This is a genomic window from Ralstonia sp. 110700041-2 (genome assembly GCF_056280165.1).
The window spans coordinates 102,713-118,425 of sequence record NZ_JBSFAI010000017.1 but is presented as its reverse complement, the minus strand read 5'-3'; the positions used below and the strand labels follow the sequence as shown (position 1 = coordinate 118,425).

Below are 15,713 nucleotides of genomic sequence, written 5' to 3'. Positions count from 1 at the left end.
CGGCAGACGCGTGACGGTCAACGTCAAGGTCAACGGCCTGCCGGCAACAGATTGGGTGTGGCGCTGGTGCGGTGCCCAAGCCCTGGGTGGGCGGAGCACGGTGCACCTGCGCGAGACGCATCTCAGCGGTCCGCGAAGGCGGCTGGCGTGACCACAACGGCAGTCACGAAATCGGTCGCAACAGCGGAACGCGGATCGGCGTGGCGCATGGTCCCGTTATTCGTACGAGAAGATGCTGCCGAGCTTGTCCATGCGCTCAAGCGCCATGCCCGAGCCGCGCACCACGCAGGTCAGCGGGTCTTCGGCCACCAGCACCGGCAGACCGGTTTCTTCGGCCAGCAGGCGGTCGAGGTCGCGCAGCAGTGCGCCGCCGCCGGTGAGCATCATGCCGCGCTCGGCAATGTCGGCGCCCAGTTCCGGCGGGGTTTGTTCCAGCGCGATCTTCACCGACGAGACGATCTGGTTCAGCGGGTCGGTCAGCGCTTCCAGAATTTCGTTGGACGACACCGTGAAGGCGCGCGGAATGCCCTCCGACAGGTTGCGGCCCTTCACTTCCATCTCGCGCACTTCCGAACCCGGGAAGGCCGAGCCGATTTCCTTCTTGATGGCTTCGGCGGTCTGTTCGCCGATCAGCATGCCGTAGTTGCGGCGGATATAGTTGACGATGGCCTCGTCGAACTTGTCGCCGCCCACGCGCACGCTGCCCTTGTAGACCATGCCGCCCAGCGAGATGATGCCCACCTCGGTGGTGCCGCCGCCAATGTCCACCACCATCGAGCCCGACGGCTCCGACACCGGCAGACCGGCGCCAATGGCAGCGGCCATCGGTTCTTCAATCAGGTAGACCTGCGATGCGCCGGCACCCAGCGCCGATTCACGGATGGCGCGACGCTCGACCTGGGTCGAACCGCACGGCACGCAGATGATGATGCGCGGGCTCGGGCGCAGCAGCTTGGTGTCGTGCACCATCTTGATGAACTGCTTGAGCATCTGCTCGGTGACGGTGAAGTCGGCGATCACGCCGTCTTTCATCGGGCGGATCGCCTCGATATTGCCCGGCACCTTGCCCAGCATCTGCTTGGCTTCCTTACCGACAGCCTGGATGGTCTTCTTGGCGTTCGGGCCACCTTCCTGGCGGATGGCCACCACCGACGGCTCGTCAAGGACGATGCCCTTGTCGCGGACGTAGATCAGGGTGTTGGCAGTGCCGAGGTCGATCGCGAGATCGTTGGAGAAATAGCTGCGCAAAAAGCCGAACATCGAATGAATCCTGTTTTTCGAGTCATGGGCGGCCCAGCAGCAGGATTGCGGCGCAACGGCTGCACCAACGCGCGGACGTCGCAAGGGCATGCCATGCGGTCCGATCCTGCTACTGCGCTCCCGGGAATGTCGCGGGCTCCGTGGTGATCGACGGTGGGGTGCCGTGGCACTGGCCATCCTGCCGAGGCTGGGCCGCCCGGAGAGGGGGCCCCCAAGGAACCTTTGATTAAGTGTCGCCTGATGCTGACGGTGCGACTGCCGGGAGGTTCCCGGGGTACTTAATCAGAGGGTCCGTGACTGCACGAAGTCGCCTGCTGACTTAGAAATTTAGTCGGCAATCATACCTTATAATTCGAGCGTTTCGCGGGCGTTTGCCTCCAATTTTGCGGCCAATCGGCACATCCGGGGCCCACCTGCGCGTGCGTTGCGCGCAGTACCCGTCGCTTGCCGCAGCCGCACATGCTGCCCGCCCGCCGCTGCACTCACTGATCCACTCCGATGGCACTCGAACTCTCCGACGTCAAACGCATCGCCCATCTCGCCCGTATCGAAGTCTCCGAAGGCGAGGCCGCGCAGACCCTCACGCAGCTCAACCAGTTTTTCTCGCTGGTCGAGCAGATGCAGGCCGTGGACACCACCGGCATCGAGCCGATGGCCCACCCGATCGAGCAGGTCCAGGCGCAAGCCCAGCGTCTGCGCGACGATGCCGTCACCGAGGCCGACCGCCGTGCGGACTACCAGCAATGCGCCCCGGCCACCGAGGCCGGCCTGTACCTTGTGCCCAAGGTGATCGAGTAACCCGCGGTAATTCGCGTAAACGGCGCGTCCGCGCTTGTCTTGAGCCCACTCCATTCGACGTCGCCGGCCGCTGCCGGCAGCCCATCCGAACGTATTCGATGACCGCATCCACGATCAAAGCCCTGTCCGCCCAACTCGCCGCCAAAGAGGTTTCGGCGGAGGAACTGGCGCGCCATTACCTGTCGCGCATCGAGGCCGGGGCGCATCTCAACGCCTTTACCCATGTCGACGCCGAGGCGACGCTTGCCCAGGCGCGGGCCGCCGACGCACGCATTGCGGCCGGCAACGCGGCGCCGCTGACCGGCGTCCCGATCGCGCACAAGGACGTGTTCGTCACCCGCGGCTGGCGTGCCACGGCGGGCTCCAAGATGCTCGGCAACTACGTCAGCCCGTTTGACGCCACCGTGGTCGAGCGCCTGGGCGCGGCCGGCATGGTGACGCTGGGCAAGACCAACATGGACGAATTCGCGATGGGCTCGTCCAACGAGAACTCGGCGTTCGGCGCGGTCAAGAACCCGTGGAACCTCGAGCACGTGCCGGGCGGCTCGTCGGGCGGCTCGGCGGCAGCGGTGGCGGCCGATCTGGCGCCTGCTGCAACCGGAACGGACACCGGCGGCTCGATCCGCCAGCCGGCATCGTTCTCGGGCATTACCGGGATCAAGCCGACGTACGGCCGCGTGTCGCGCTACGGCATGATCGCTTTCGCTTCGTCGCTGGACCAGGGCGGCCCGATGGCGCGCACGGCCGAAGATTGCGCGCTGCTGCTGTCTGCCATGGCCGGCTTTGACCCACGCGATTCCACCAGTCTGGAACCCGGTCGCGGTGGCGACGTGGAAGACTTCGGCCGCCTGCTCGGCCAGCCGCTGCAAGGCGCAGATGCCGCACGCCCGCTGGCCGGCCTGCGCATCGGTCTGCCCAAGGAGTATTTTGGCGAAGGCCTGGCCGATGACGTACGCACCACGGTACGCGCCGCGCTGGCCGAGCTGGAAAAGCTCGGCGCCACGCTGGTCGACATCAGCCTGCCGAAGACCGAGCTGTCGATCCCGACGTACTACGTGATCGCTCCGGCAGAGGCTTCGTCGAACCTGTCGCGCTTTGACGGCGTGCGTTACGGCCACCGCGCGGCGGAATACCGCGATCTGGCCGACATGTACCGCAAGTCCCGTGCTGAAGGTTTCGGCTGGGAGGTCAAGCGCCGCATCCTGGTGGGTGCCTATGTGCTGTCCCACGGTTATTACGACGCCTATTACCTGCAGGCGCAGAAGATTCGCCGGATCATCGCGCAGGATTTCCAGAACGTGCTGGCTGGTGCCAACCGCCAGTGCGACGTGATCATGGGCCCCGTGGCCCCGACCGTCGCCTGGAAACTGGGCGAGAAGACGAGCGACCCCGTGCAGATGTACCTGGCCGACATCTTCACGCTGTCGACCAGCCTGGCCGGCCTGCCGGGCATGAGCGTGCCGGCCGGTTTTGGCGCCAACGGTCTGCCGGTTGGCTTGCAGATCATCGGCAACTATTTTGAAGAGGCACGCATGCTGCAGATTGCGCATGCGTTCCAGCAGGCGACCGACTGGCACCACCGCCAGCCGGCGGCTTGAGGCCCGTACAGACGTATCCGCTCCATGCAGGAGGCACGCATGAACCACTGCATCCGCACTGCACTCGGGCTGGCGCTTGCCGCCGGCCTGCTGGCGGCGTGCGTGCCGATTCCGCTGCCGTCGATTCCGGGCATCAGCCGCCCGACGACCAAGCCGCCGCCGATTTCCGACCGCCGCATCGACGTCAACGGCTACTGCAGCCAGACCGAAGAAGACGGTTTCCGCGAGCAGGCGACGCTGACCGTGGCCGACAACAATGTCAGCGCCATGCAATGGCAGTTGTGGGTCGGCCGGCGCGGTTCGTGTCAGTTCGATTTGTCGACGTTCCGGCAGACCAAGCGCCGCCCCAGCATCGAGCTGCGCGAGCGCTACGGCAATTGCACGCTGATGGTCTGGCAGGACCCGCGCCGCGTCACGCTGGCGCACGCCAACTGCGAGGCGCATTGCACGCCCGGCATCTACGAAGAAGCCTGGCCGGTGATGTTCGACCCGCAAACGGGCCAGTGCGCCCGGAATGCCCGGTGACGCGGACATCGCTTCGCGTGCTGGCGGCGCTGGCGGGCGCGCTGGCGTTGCACGCCGTCGCGCAACCGACGCCGGACGCCGAAGGTGCCCTGCCGGATATGCCCGCTGCGCGTGCGCTCTCGTCGGCGGAGCTTGGCGTGCAGACGGTGGAAATTCCGCGTGCGTCCATGAAAGACGCAGAGGATGCACCGCAAACGCTGACCGCCTACTGGGTTGCATCGCCCCTCAAGGCGCCGGCGACCGGTGCGCCGGTGGTGATCGCGCTGCACGGCTGCAGCGGCCTCTACACGCCGGCCGGGGCGGATGTCAGGGCACTGGGCTCGCGGTATCGCGGTTATGCGCAGTGGCTGGGTGCGCGTGGTTACGCGGTGGTGTTTCCCGACAGTTTCGGCCCGCGCGGCAAACCGCACGGCATCTGCACCGAACGCACCGCCACGCGCGATATCAATGGCGCGGTGCGCCGCGCCGACGTGCTGGCAACGATCCGCTGGGTGGCGGGGCAGCCGGGCGTGGACGCGCGCCGCATCGTACTGCTCGGCTGGTCCAACGGCGCGCAGGCTGTGCTGGAGGCCGTCGACGCCAGCCGCGCCTGGCCCGCAGATACGCCCCCGGTTAATCGCGCGGTGGCGTTCTATCCCGGCTGTGCGTCGGCGCAGAAGCGGCCGGACTATCGGCTGAATGCGCCATTGCTGCTGCTGGCCGGCGGCAACGACGACTGGACGCCGGCTGATCACTGCCAGGCGCTACAGACGGCCGTACTGGCGCGGCAGCCGCAGGCCCGTTTCGAGCTGGACATGTTTGGCGGTGCGTATCACGGCTTCGACGGCACGGCGCCGGTCACGGAGCGCAACGGCGTCCCGAAGGGACGTCGCTACGGAACGGTCACGGTCGGCGGCGATCCGGCAGCGCGCGAAGCGGCGTTCGCGAAGCTCGCGGCGTGGCTCGATGCGCCGCACCCCTGATCGCAGCCATGCAAGAACACCTGAATACCGGAATACCTGAGTACCTAGACATTCACACCACAACAATCGACAGGACACACGCAACATGCAATGGGAAGTGGTGATCGGCCTCGAGACGCACACGCAGCTCTCGACGGTCTCGAAGATTTTCTCCGGCGCGTCCACCGCCTTTGGCGCGGCGCCCAACACGCAAGCGGCGCCCGTTGACCTGGCGCTGCCGGGCGTGCTGCCGGTGCTGAACAAAGGCGCCGTCGAGCGCGCCATCGTGTTCGGCCTGGCCATCGGCGCCAAGATCGCGCCCAAGAGCATCTTCGCGCGCAAGAATTATTTCTACCCTGATCTGCCCAAGGGCTACCAGATCAGCCAGTACGAAATTCCGGTGGTGCAGGGCGGCACGCTGACCTTCCAGGTGGAAGGCAAGAACGGCCAGCCCGGCTATGAGAAGACCGTGCAGCTCACGCGCGCCCATCTGGAAGAGGACGCCGGCAAATCGCTGCACGAAGACTTTGCCGGCATGACCGGCATCGACCTGAACCGCGCCGGCACGCCGCTGCTGGAAATCGTGACCGAGCCGGACATGCGCAGCGCCGCCGAGGCCGTGGCCTATGCCAAGGCGCTGCACGCGCTGGTGATGTGGCTGGGCATCTGCGACGGCAACATGCAGGAAGGCAGCTTCCGCTGCGACGCGAACGTGTCGGTGCGCCGCGGCCCGGACGCACCGTTCGGCACACGCTGCGAAATCAAGAATCTCAACTCGTTCCGCTTCCTGGAAGAGGCGATCAACTATGAAGTGCGCCGCCAGATCGAGCTGATCGAAGACGGCGGCACCGTGGTGCAGGAAACCCGCCTGTACGACCCGGACCGCAAGGAAACGCGCTCGATGCGCAGCAAGGAAGACGCGCAGGATTACCGTTACTTCCCGGATCCCGACCTGCTGCCGCTCGTCATCGGCGACGACTGGATCGAGCGTGTGCGCGCCACGCTGCCCGAACTGCCGGCGGCCATGGCTGCGCGCTTTGAGTCGGCGTACGGCCTGCCGAAGTACGACGCCAGCATCCTGACCGCCACCAAAGCGACGGCTGCCTACTTCGAGGCCGTCGTGGCCGATGCGGGCGCTGCGAACGCCAAGGCTGCCGCCAACTGGATCATGGGCGAGGTCGCCTCGAACCTGAACCGCGCCGATCTGGACATCGACGCTGCGCCGGTGTCGCCTGCGCAACTGGCCAAGCTGCTCGCACGCATTGCCGACGGCACGATCAGCAACAACACCGCCAAGAAGGACGTCTTCCCCGCCATGTGGGCAGGCGAGCACGGTGGCGATGCCGACGCGATCATCGCCGAGAAGGGCCTGAAGCAGATGTCGGATTCGGGCGAGCTGGAGAAGATCATCGACGACGTGCTGGCAGCCAATGCCAAGTCGGTCGAGGAATTCCGCGCCGGCAAGGAGAAGGCATTCAACGCGCTGGTCGGTCAGGCCATGAAGGCCACGCGCGGCAAGGCCAACCCCGCGCAAGTTAACGATTTGCTGAAGAAGAAACTGGGCGCAGCCTGATGAGCACCTCCACGATGAACGCACAAGACGTCGCCAACTACCTGCAGGCGCATCCGGCCTTCTTTGAAGAGCACGCCGAGCTGCTGGCCGCCATTCAACTGACGAGCCCGCACAGCCATCGCGCGGTGTCGCTGCAGGAGCGCCAGATGGAAATCCTGCGCGACAAGAACAAGCACCTCGAGCTCAAGCTGTCGGACCTGATGCGCCACGGCAACGAGAACGACCGCACGCAGCAGCGCGTGCACGCATGGACGGCGCGCCTGCTGGGGGAGGCCGACACGCATGCGTTGCCTTATGCCGTGCAGGATGGTCTGCGTGAAATCTTTGACGTGCCGGCTGTCGCGCTGCGCGTGTGGCAGGTCGGCGAAGAATTCGCGCACCTGGAAGTCGCGCAGGGCGTGAGCGAGGAAGTGCGCCTGTTTGCGGCCGGCCTGCGTGCGCCGTATTGCGGCGCCAATGCGGGCTTTGAAGCCGCCGGCTGGCTCGACACGTCGGATACCGGCGGCGCACCGATCGAATCGCTCGCCATCGTCACGCTGCGCGTGCCGGTGCGTGGTGATGCCGACGCCAGCGTCGCGCCAGCATTCGGCCTGCTGGTGCTCGGCTCGCCGGACGCCCGCCGCTTCCATGACGGCATGGGCACGACCTACCTCGCGCAGATCGGCGAACTGGCCGCTGCCGCGCTCAACCGCCTGCGCGACTGAGCGCAGCCCGCCGCATGCCGCAATCCGCATCCGTCGATGACCATGGCGCCCAAGCGCCGCATCCGCAGATTGCGGCGTACCTGGATGCGCTGAAGTTCGAGCGGCAGCTCTCGCCGCATACGCTGCAGAGCTACACCCGCGAGCTGGCCGTGTTGCAGCGCCTGGGTGCGCAGCACGCCGCCAATATCGACCTGACGCAACTGCAGTCGCACCACATTCGCCGCATGATGGCGCAACTGCATGGCGACGGTTTGTCCGGTCGCAGCATTGCGCGGGCGCTGTCGGCGTGGCGCGGCTGGTTCAAATGGATGGCGCTGCGCGATGCCGCTGTCACCGCCAATCCCGTCGATGGCGTACGCGCCCCGAAGAGCCCGAAGCGGCTGCCGAAAGCGTTGTCCGTCGAGCAAGCCGTCGCGCTGATGGAGCAATTGCCCGGCGACGACGCCGAGACGATTCGCGACCGCGCCGTCAACGAGCTGTTCTATTCGTGCGGGTTGCGGCTCTCCGAGCTCGTCAGCCTCGACATGCGCCACGTGAAGGCCGGCGCGTATGAATCGGCGAGTTGGCTCGATCTGGAGGCGCGCGAGGTGCAGGTGCTCGGCAAGGGCAGCAAGCGGCGCACCGTGCCGGTGGGCACCAAGGCGACGGAAGCGCTGGCTGCGTGGCTGGCGGTGCGCGCGCAGCTTGCCAAGTCGGACGCCGCACCTGAAGACGCGCACGCGCTGTTTCTCTCGCCGCGGGGCAAGCGGCTGGCGCAGCGGCAGATTCAATTGCGCATGAAGCGCAACGCCATCGCGGCGGGTGTGCCGGCGGATGTGCACCCGCACGTGCTGCGGCATTCGTTTGCCACGCACATGCTGCAGTCGTCCGGCGACCTGCGCGCGGTGCAGGAACTGCTCGGGCACGCCAGCATTGCCAGCACGCAGGTTTATACTTCGCTCGATTTTCAGCACCTGGCCAAGATCTACGATCAGGCGCATCCCCGCGCGAAGAAGAAGTAGCGCATTGCCCGAGCCTTCGGGCGCCCCATCCCCAGTCGTATGCAAACCCTGATTCTGAAGCCCGGCAAGGAGCGCTCGCTGCTGCGCCGGCACCCGTGGATTTTCGCCAACGCCATCGATCGCGTGGAGGGCAAGCCGGCCTCCGGTGCGACCGTCATCGTGCGCGCGCACAACGGCCAGTTTCTGGCGCGCGCCGCGTTCAGCCCCGTCTCGCAGATTCGCGCGCGCGTGTGGTCGTTCGACGAAGCCGAGCCGGTCGACCACGCATTCTTCAAGCGCCGCATTGCCGCCGCCGTGGCGTACCGCCGCGCGTGGGTGCGCGACACCGACGCCGTGCGCCTCGTCATGGGCGAAGCCGACGGCCTGCCCGGGTTGATCGTCGACCAGTACGGCGCAGGCAAGGATGGTAACGGGGGCCAGCTCGTCTGCCAGTTCAGCGCCGCGGGCGTGGAGCACTGGAAGCAGGCGATCATCGCCGCGCTCATCAACGAGACGGGTTGCCCGAACGTCTACGAACGGTCGGACGTGAGCGTGCGCGAGCGCGAAGGCCTGGAGCAGATGACCGGTGTGCTGGCCGGTGCGGAACCTGCCGCCGACCTGTCTGCCACCGAGCACGGCGTGCGCTACTACGTGGATGTGCGCGAAGGCCACAAGACGGGCTTCTACATCGATCAGCGCGACAACCGCGCGCTCGTTGGCGCCTTGGCGCGCGATCGCGATGTGCTGAACTGCTTCTGTTACACCGGCGGGTTTTCGCTGGCGGCGCTCAAGGGCGGGGCGCGCTCGGTGGTGTCGATCGACTCGTCGGGCGAGGCATTGGCGGTGGCTGAGCGCAACGTCACGCTCAACGGCTTCGATCCGGCGCGCGCCGAGTGGCTGGACGCGGACGTCTTCAAGTCGCTGCGCAACTTCCGCGCGGAAGGCCGCCAGTTCGACCTGATCGTGCTGGATCCGCCCAAGTTTGCGGCGTCGGCGCAGCAGGTCGATCGTGCGGCGCGGGCATATAAGGAGATCAACCTCGTCGGCATGCAGTTGCTGCGACCGGGTGGCCTGCTGTTCACGTATTCGTGCTCGGGTGCGATCGACGCAGACCTGTTCCAGAAAATCGTCGCGGGCGCGGCGGCCGATGCCAAGGTCACGGCGCGCATCCAACGCCGGCTGGCCGGCGGCGTCGACCACCCGCTGCTGACGAGCTTTCCGGAAGGCGAGTACCTCAAGGGGCTGCTGCTGCAAGTTGGCTAGCAATTTGTCGCAATTTTTGGCTTGTCCCGGCAAGCCGCCATTGCGAAGATGCGGTCCTTCGTTTTCCGCATCTCGTCGATGGCTTCCAATGCTGCCCATCACGCGACGGGCTGGGCAGCAGGCCTGATTGCCGCCACCCTCGTCGCACAGGCTTCCCATACGTCTCTCGAACATCTCGGCAGCATCCTGGCGTTTTGCGCGGCGGTGGCCGGCAGCACCGCGCCTGACTGGATGGAGGTGGCCTGGTGGACCCGTGCGCGCCGCCTCTGGATCACGCACCGCACCGCCACCCATTGGGGCATCGGTTGGATAGCCGTGCTTGTTCTGTCGTACCAGGCGCTGGGCCATGCGCACCTGTGGGCGCCGCTGCTGTTCGGCTTCGCCTGTGGCGGCCTGATGCACCTGCTGGCGGACTGGCCGAATCCGTTGGGCGTGCCCTGGATCTGGGGGCGCCATTCCCTGAACTTGTGGAAGAGCGGCCACTGCGATCTGATTGTGGTGATCCTGGCATGGGCCGCGGCATGCTGGCTCGTGCGGCCGTTGTGGGCGGCGACGGCAACGCGCGTAGTTGGATGGTTCGCCCACGTGGCGCGATGAGCCGGCTGCATCGGCATCGTCTGATGGAAGCCGGGCCCGCGAACGACTAAGTTGGAACCGCCGGACGCCACGCGTCCGAATCCAACTTCGTTTGCGCAACGCTTGCGCAAACGCCCTCACCGGGAGTCGTCGATGACACTGGATGTGACGCGCCAAGACCCTCGCTACAACACGCTCAAACATGGCTTCAACCTGCGCTGGCCCACAACGGATGCACAGGCCGCCAGCCGCATCGCCCTCATAGAAAAGCCCGACGATGTGGCGCCCGCCGTGCAGCGCATCATCAACGCGGGCCAACGCCCGACGGTGCGCAGCGGCGGGCATTGCTATGAGGATTTCGTCTCCAACAACCCCGACGGCACGATCGTCGATCTGAGCCTGCTCGCTACGCCCGAGGTGCACGCCGACGGCACGGTGCGCATTCCGGCCGGTACGCAGAACTGGAACGGTTACCTGGAACTGTACAAACGCCACAACGTGACGCTGCCCGGCGGCTCGTGCTATTCGGTGGGCGCGGGCGGGCATATTTGCGGCGGCGGGTATGGACTGCTCTCACGGCTGCAAGGGCTGACGGTGGATTGGCTCTCGGCCGTTGACATCGTCACGGTGGACAAGACCGGCAAGACGGCTGCCCGCACGGTGGATGCAGCGCACGATCCCGATCTGTTCCGTGCGTGCCGCGGTGCGGGCGGCGGCAACTTCGGCGTCATCACCGGCTACACGTTCGCCAAGCTGCCCACGGCACCGCAGGAAGTCGCGCTCGCCACCGTGGCCTTCGACTGGGCCACCATGACGCCGCAGCGCTTTGCAGAACTGCTGCGCATCTACGGCGAATACTGGGACACGCGCGGCAAGGACCCTGACACGTGGGGCATGTTTTCGCTGCTCAAGCTCACGCACAAATCGTCGGGGCAGATCGTCCTGCTCACACAGTTCTGCAACCCCGACGGCACGTGCCGCGATCTCTCTGTCCTCAATGATTTTCTGAACCGCTTCCAGGCCTGCGCGCCCACGCCGGTCAAAGGGCGCCCGCCCGGCTACGGCCCCGCGCACAAACAGGGCGTGGGGCAGCTGCTCTGCTCCAAGCCGCACACCATCGTGCAGTACGACTGGCTGACGGCCACGCAGTATCTGAACGGTTCGGGTGCCAATCAGCGTGGCAAGTACAAATCGGCCTACATGAAGCGCGGCTTCACGGCGCGCGAGGCGCAGCGCATCTACACCCACCTCACGCGGACGATGCCGGGCGTCGATCTGAGCCAGTCGCTGCTGCAAGTCGATTCGTACGGCGGCGCCGTCAACAAGGCGGAGCGCATTGGCGATACGGCCGTGCCGCAACGCTCTTCCATCATGAAGCTGCAGTACCAGACGTATTGGGCCGCGCCTGCCGATGACGCCGGCCACCTGCGCTGGATCAGCGATTTCTACCGTGACGTCTACGGCGCCCCCGACGTGCCCGCGCCGCACAGCGGCACGCCGTACCCCGGCGACCGGTACGAGGGCTGCTACATCAACTACCCCGACGTCGACATGCTCGCCTACCCGTTCTGGCCGCAGCTCTACTACGGCAGCGGCGACCTGTACGCGTTTCTGCAGGACGTGAAGCGCCGGTATGATCCGAACAACATCTTCCACCACGCGATGTCCGTGCGTGTTTGATGGAGCCATCCCATGACCAATCGTCTTCGTCGAACTTTCATGCAGTGGACTGGTAGCTTGCCTTTGCTGGGCGCTCTTCCCAAAACCGTCATGGCCCAGGCGGGCGAGCAACCCGCTGCGTCGGGTGTGCAGCCTGCGGGCAATGCTCGCCCTTCCCGCTTTGCCTATGTCGGCACGTACACGTTCAACGCACCGGGCGGCACCGCCGGCGGCCCGGCCGCACGTGGCATCTACGTGCTCGCGCCGCGCGGCGAAGCGTGGACCCAGGTGCAGGTGGTCGAAAGTGCCAATCCGTCATTCCTGGCCGTGCACCCAAACCAGCGGTTCCTGTACGCCATCAATGAATTGGAGGTCTACGAGGGTCGCCCAAGCGGCAGCGCCGAGTCCTATGCGATCGACCCGCACGACGGCAAGCTGACGCTGCTCAACCGCCAGCCGCTCTCTTTGTCGGGTACGAACCCTGCGCACGTGGTGGTGTCGCCGGACGGCAAACACCTGTGCGTGTCGATCTACAGCGGCGGTGCGTACAACCTCCTGCCGATCGGCGAGGACGGTAAGCTCGGCGCCGTGTCCGGCATCTTCAAGGACACCGGCTCCGGCCCCCGCCCCGAACAGGAAGCGCCGCACGCGCACATGATGCTGTTCGACACCACCGGCCAGCACGTGATCGGTACCGATCTGGGCACCGACCGCATCAACGTGTTCGCCATCGAAGGCGGCAAGCTCGCCCCGCGGGATCGCGCGCAGCTCAAGCCCGGCAGCGGCCCGCGCCACCTGGCGCTGCATCCGCAGGGCAAGCTGCTCTACGTCATCAACGAACTCGAGGGATCGGTCGCCTGCCACGGTTACGACTCCGCTACCGGCCATGTGTCGGAGGAGCGCCAGCGCATCTCCACAACGCCCGCCGACTACACCGGCCATAAGAGCGGCGCCGAGATTCTTGTGCACCCGTCGGGGCGCTTCCTCTACGCCAGCAACCGGAAGCTGAAGTCCGATCATCCGCTGGCCGACAGCGTGGCCGCGTTCAGCATCGATGCCTCGGGCAAGCTCGCGCCGCTTCAGTACTGGAACGAGGGAGTGCGCTTTCCGCGGGCGATGGCGATGGCGCCCGACGGCAGCCACCTCTACGTGCTGAACCAGAAGGGCGACACGATCCTGCGGCTGCGCATCGACGGGCAGACCGGCAAGCTGGACCAGCCCGCGGTGGTGGCGAAGGTGCCGACGCCGGTGTGTCTGGTGTTTACGGCATAAGCGCTCCCGGCGCGCGAAAAGAAACCCTGGGCGGTGCAAGGCCGCCCAATTGCAACTCAATTGCAGCAACCCGCGCCCCGTGGGACAATCCCGCGCATGAATACCCCGGCCTCGCGCGACGATCTCGCCACTCCGCAACCCCATTCGCCTGAAGAGGCTGCCCGCGCACGCCTGCGCGGCCTGGGCAGCCGTGTGACCGAGCCTCGCGTGCGCGTGCTGGCCGTGCTGATGCAGGGCGCCGATGCGCTCTCGCACCAGGCTGTATGCGACGCGCTGCCGGACGATTCCGGCATCGACCGCGTGACGGTCTACCGCGTGCTCGACTGGCTCGTGGCAGGCGGCATCGTCCACAAGACGGCAGGGACGGATCGCGTCTTCCGCTTCAGCCTGGCCGAGCACGATGCCGCGCGGGAAGCTGCGCACCGCTCGCACAGCCACTTCCATTGCACGCAATGCGGGCGCGACTTCTGCCTGGAAGGCGCCGAGCCGCCGGCCATGCCGATGGCCGCCCTGCCCGCCGGCTTCGCGGCCGACCATGCTGAACTCACCATCAAGGGCGCCTGCGCGGATTGCGCGCATCTGGCGCCCCATCACAAGACAGGAAACGCACCATGTCCAAAATGATCCCCGTTACCATCCTGACGGGCTTTCTCGGCAGCGGTAAGACCACGCTGCTCAAGCGCATCCTGACCGAACAGCATGGCATGAAGATCGCCGTGATCGAAAACGAGTTCGGCGAAGAGAACATCGACAACGATATCCTCGTGCAGGACGGCAACGAGCAGATCGTGCAGATGAGTAACGGCTGCATCTGCTGCACCATCCGTGGCGATCTGGTGAAGGGGTTGTCCGACCTGCTCACGCGCCGCGACAACGATCAGATCCAGTTCGATCGCGTGGTCATCGAAACCACCGGCGTTGCGAACCCCGGACCCGTTGCCCAGACGTTCTTCATGGACGACGAGATCGCCAGCCGCTACCTGCTGGATGCCGTCATCACGCTGGTCGACGCCAAGCACGGCAACATGCAGCTCGACAAGCAGGAAGAGGCGCAGCGCCAGGTGGGCTTTGCCGACGCCATCTTCATCACCAAGAGCGACCTGGTGTCCGCCGCCGATGTGGATGCGCTGCGCCACCGCCTGCTGCACATGAACCCGCGCGCGCCGATCCGCACCGCCAATTTTGGCGAAACGCCGATCGACACCATCTTCGACCTGCGGGGCTTCAACCTGAATGCCAAGCTGGAGATCGACCCCGACTTCCTGCGCGAAGACGATCATGACCACAACCACGATCATGATCACGACCACGCCTGCTCGGCCGATTGTGATCGCGATCACGATCACGAGCACGACCATGGTCACGCGCCCGGCCATCACCACCATCACGGGCACGCGCACCATACCGATCGCATCGCCTCGTTCGTCTTCCGCAGCGAACGGCCGTTCAATTACACCAAGCTGGAGGAATTCCTCTCGGGTGTGCTGAACATCTACGGCGAGAAGCTGCTGCGCTACAAGGGCGTGCTCTATATGGAGGGTGTCGACCGCAAGGTCGTGTTCCAGGGCGTACACCAGCTCATGGGTAGCGATGTAGGCGGAAAATGGGACGGCGAGACCCCTTCCAACCGGATGGTGTTTATCGGTGTCGACCTGCCGCGCGAAACGATTCTGAAAGGATTGGAGAACTGCCTGGCCTGATTCGGCGGCTTTCCCCCTCCTTTTGGGTGGCCCCGCCGCGCGCTTTCAGGCAGAATCCGGGCCGGATTTCCTGTCCGTGTTTCTCCGATAGTTCAGTTAATATCGTTCAGCTACAATAGGTCGGTTTAGAAGCACGTCGTCCGAAGCACGTCCGATAGGAGAGCAGGCGATGGTGACTAAGACCAAGGAAGGACGCGGCGCCAACGGCGGTGCCGGGCGGTCCGTAACGGAGTCGGCAGCAGCCCAGGCTGCGCCAGCCACCCGAAAAAAAGCGGCAGGGGGCGCCGCTGCGGGAGAGGCAAAAGGAGGCGCGCGGGGCGGCAAGTCCGCCGCCAGCCAGAATGAGTCCGACGCATCCCCGCGCGAGGACGACGCGACAGCCGACACGGCGCGCGATTTACCAGGATCATCCGCAGCAACCATGAGCAGCAAGAAACTACTCACCGAAGCCGAAATCCTGAAGATGGGCGACAAGGATTACATGAACGAGGCGCAGCTCGCCTTCTTCAAAGACCGGCTTGTAAAAATGCGCGACGAAATTCTCGCGAACGCCAATCAGACCGTCAGCGACCTGCGCGAGACCGTAGTGGTGCCGGACCCGGCTGACCGTGCCACCATCGAAGAAGAGCACGCGCTGGAGTTGCGCACGCGGGATCGTGAGCGCAAGCTGCTCAAGAAGGTGGAGCAGTCGATTGCCCGTATCGACGCTGGCGACTACGGCTACTGCGATGAAACCGGCGAGCCAATCGGCGTGCCGCGCCTGATCGCCCGCCCCACCGCCAACCTGACGCTGGAGGCGCAGGAGCGCCGCGAAAAGCGCCAGAAGATGCATGGTGACTGACGCACGCGTCGCATGCGTTTGAC

The 15,713-nt window shown here is 65.8% G+C and carries 15 protein-coding genes; 14 read left to right on the top strand and 1 reads right to left on the bottom strand.

The features are described 5' to 3' along the window. Positions 1 to 216: 216 nt before the first annotated feature. The gene (locus ACUXH0_RS22605; RefSeq protein ID WP_004628293.1) at positions 217 to 1,260 is read right to left on the bottom strand and encodes a rod shape-determining protein; all 1,044 of its coding nucleotides are present in this window, start codon (positions 1,258 to 1,260) and stop codon (positions 217 to 219) included. A gap of 498 nt (positions 1,261 to 1,758) precedes the next feature. On the opposite strand from ACUXH0_RS22605, the gene gatC reads away from it, so the two are divergent. From gatC to dksA, 14 genes are all read left to right on the top strand, one after another. Continuing rightward, positions 1,759 to 2,058 (top strand): Asp-tRNA(Asn)/Glu-tRNA(Gln) amidotransferase subunit GatC, encoded by a 300-nt coding sequence (gene gatC / locus ACUXH0_RS22600; protein WP_004628291.1) that lies wholly within the window; start codon positions 1,759 to 1,761, stop codon positions 2,056 to 2,058. A 98-nt stretch (positions 2,059 to 2,156) separates the two neighbouring features. Continuing rightward, positions 2,157 to 3,656: an Asp-tRNA(Asn)/Glu-tRNA(Gln) amidotransferase subunit GatA gene (gatA, locus tag ACUXH0_RS22595; protein WP_009239396.1), complete on the top strand. Its 1,500-nt coding sequence runs from the start codon at positions 2,157 to 2,159 to the stop codon at positions 3,654 to 3,656. Between the two features lie 39 nt (positions 3,657 to 3,695). Further along, positions 3,696 to 4,181: a hypothetical protein gene (locus tag ACUXH0_RS22590; protein WP_004628287.1), complete on the top strand. Its 486-nt coding sequence runs from the start codon at positions 3,696 to 3,698 to the stop codon at positions 4,179 to 4,181. Then, a complete protein-coding gene (locus ACUXH0_RS22585) occupies positions 4,178 to 5,143 on the top strand; it encodes a dienelactone hydrolase family protein (protein WP_004628285.1) in 966 nt (321 codons plus the stop codon). Before ACUXH0_RS22590 ends, ACUXH0_RS22585 begins: the two co-directional genes overlap by 4 nt. An 85-nt stretch (positions 5,144 to 5,228) precedes the next feature. Next, positions 5,229 to 6,695, top strand: coding sequence for an Asp-tRNA(Asn)/Glu-tRNA(Gln) amidotransferase subunit GatB (gatB, locus tag ACUXH0_RS22580; RefSeq protein WP_009239393.1), 1,467 nt, complete (start codon positions 5,229 to 5,231; stop codon positions 6,693 to 6,695). Between the two features lie 14 nt (positions 6,696 to 6,709). Further along, positions 6,710 to 7,399 (top strand): DUF484 family protein, encoded by a 690-nt coding sequence (locus ACUXH0_RS22575; protein ID WP_012436842.1) that lies wholly within the window; start codon positions 6,710 to 6,712, stop codon positions 7,397 to 7,399. 14 nt (positions 7,400 to 7,413) lie between these two features. Beyond that, on the top strand, positions 7,414 to 8,400 hold the full coding sequence (gene xerC, locus ACUXH0_RS22570) for a tyrosine recombinase XerC (protein WP_004628279.1): 987 nt from the start codon (positions 7,414 to 7,416) through the stop codon (positions 8,398 to 8,400). A 39-nt stretch (positions 8,401 to 8,439) separates the two neighbouring features. Continuing rightward, positions 8,440 to 9,642 carry a class I SAM-dependent rRNA methyltransferase gene (locus tag ACUXH0_RS22565; protein WP_182594634.1) on the top strand — a complete coding sequence of 401 codons (1,203 nt, stop codon included), beginning with the start codon at positions 8,440 to 8,442 and terminating at the stop codon, positions 9,640 to 9,642. Positions 9,643 to 9,720: 78 nt separating this feature from the next. Continuing rightward, positions 9,721 to 10,239, top strand: a complete 519-nt coding sequence (locus tag ACUXH0_RS22560; protein ID WP_024541963.1) for a metal-dependent hydrolase — start codon at positions 9,721 to 9,723, stop codon at positions 10,237 to 10,239. A 132-nt stretch (positions 10,240 to 10,371) separates the two neighbouring features. Beyond that, positions 10,372 to 11,898 carry an FAD-binding oxidoreductase gene (locus ACUXH0_RS22555; RefSeq protein WP_012436844.1) on the top strand — a complete coding sequence of 509 codons (1,527 nt, stop codon included), beginning with the start codon at positions 10,372 to 10,374 and terminating at the stop codon, positions 11,896 to 11,898. Positions 11,899 to 11,910: 12 nt separating this feature from the next. Beyond that, on the top strand, positions 11,911 to 13,149 hold the full coding sequence (locus ACUXH0_RS22550) for a lactonase family protein (RefSeq protein ID WP_012436845.1): 1,239 nt from the start codon (positions 11,911 to 11,913) through the stop codon (positions 13,147 to 13,149). 96 nt (positions 13,150 to 13,245) lie between these two features. After that, positions 13,246 to 13,773 carry a Fur family transcriptional regulator gene (locus tag ACUXH0_RS22545; RefSeq protein ID WP_004628269.1) on the top strand — a complete coding sequence of 176 codons (528 nt, stop codon included), beginning with the start codon at positions 13,246 to 13,248 and terminating at the stop codon, positions 13,771 to 13,773. Continuing rightward, entirely contained in the window at positions 13,761 to 14,849 is a 1,089-nt protein-coding gene (locus ACUXH0_RS22540) for a CobW family GTP-binding protein (RefSeq protein WP_012436846.1), read from the top strand. Before ACUXH0_RS22545 ends, ACUXH0_RS22540 begins: the two co-directional genes overlap by 13 nt. A 421-nt stretch (positions 14,850 to 15,270) precedes the next feature. Then, positions 15,271 to 15,690, top strand: a complete 420-nt coding sequence (dksA, locus tag ACUXH0_RS22535) for an RNA polymerase-binding protein DksA (RefSeq protein WP_009277214.1) — start codon at positions 15,271 to 15,273, stop codon at positions 15,688 to 15,690. The last annotated feature ends 23 nt before the right edge of the window (positions 15,691 to 15,713 follow it).

Bases quoted from the DNA above. Each gene is read 5' to 3' on its own strand.
- ACUXH0_RS22605 (WP_004628293.1), bottom strand. From the start codon at position 1,260: ATGTTCGGCTTTTTGCGCAGCTATTTCTCCAACGATCTCGCGATCGAC.
- dksA (WP_009277214.1), top strand. From the start codon at position 15,271: ATGAGCAGCAAGAAACTACTCACCGAAGCCGAAATCCTGAAGATGGGC.
- ACUXH0_RS22540 (WP_012436846.1), top strand. From the start codon at position 13,761: ATGTCCAAAATGATCCCCGTTACCATCCTGACGGGCTTTCTCGGCAGC.
- ACUXH0_RS22590 (WP_004628287.1), top strand. From the start codon at position 3,696: ATGAACCACTGCATCCGCACTGCACTCGGGCTGGCGCTTGCCGCCGGC.
- gatB (WP_009239393.1), top strand. From the start codon at position 5,229: ATGCAATGGGAAGTGGTGATCGGCCTCGAGACGCACACGCAGCTCTCG.
- xerC (WP_004628279.1), top strand. From the start codon at position 7,414: ATGCCGCAATCCGCATCCGTCGATGACCATGGCGCCCAAGCGCCGCAT.
- ACUXH0_RS22550 (WP_012436845.1), top strand. From the start codon at position 11,911: ATGACCAATCGTCTTCGTCGAACTTTCATGCAGTGGACTGGTAGCTTG.
- ACUXH0_RS22575 (WP_012436842.1), top strand. From the start codon at position 6,710: ATGAACGCACAAGACGTCGCCAACTACCTGCAGGCGCATCCGGCCTTC.
- ACUXH0_RS22545 (WP_004628269.1), top strand. From the start codon at position 13,246: ATGAATACCCCGGCCTCGCGCGACGATCTCGCCACTCCGCAACCCCAT.
- ACUXH0_RS22560 (WP_024541963.1), top strand. From the start codon at position 9,721: ATGGCTTCCAATGCTGCCCATCACGCGACGGGCTGGGCAGCAGGCCTG.
- gatC (WP_004628291.1), top strand. From the start codon at position 1,759: ATGGCACTCGAACTCTCCGACGTCAAACGCATCGCCCATCTCGCCCGT.
- ACUXH0_RS22555 (WP_012436844.1), top strand. From the start codon at position 10,372: ATGACACTGGATGTGACGCGCCAAGACCCTCGCTACAACACGCTCAAA.
- ACUXH0_RS22565 (WP_182594634.1), top strand. From the start codon at position 8,440: ATGCAAACCCTGATTCTGAAGCCCGGCAAGGAGCGCTCGCTGCTGCGC.
- gatA (WP_009239396.1), top strand. From the start codon at position 2,157: ATGACCGCATCCACGATCAAAGCCCTGTCCGCCCAACTCGCCGCCAAA.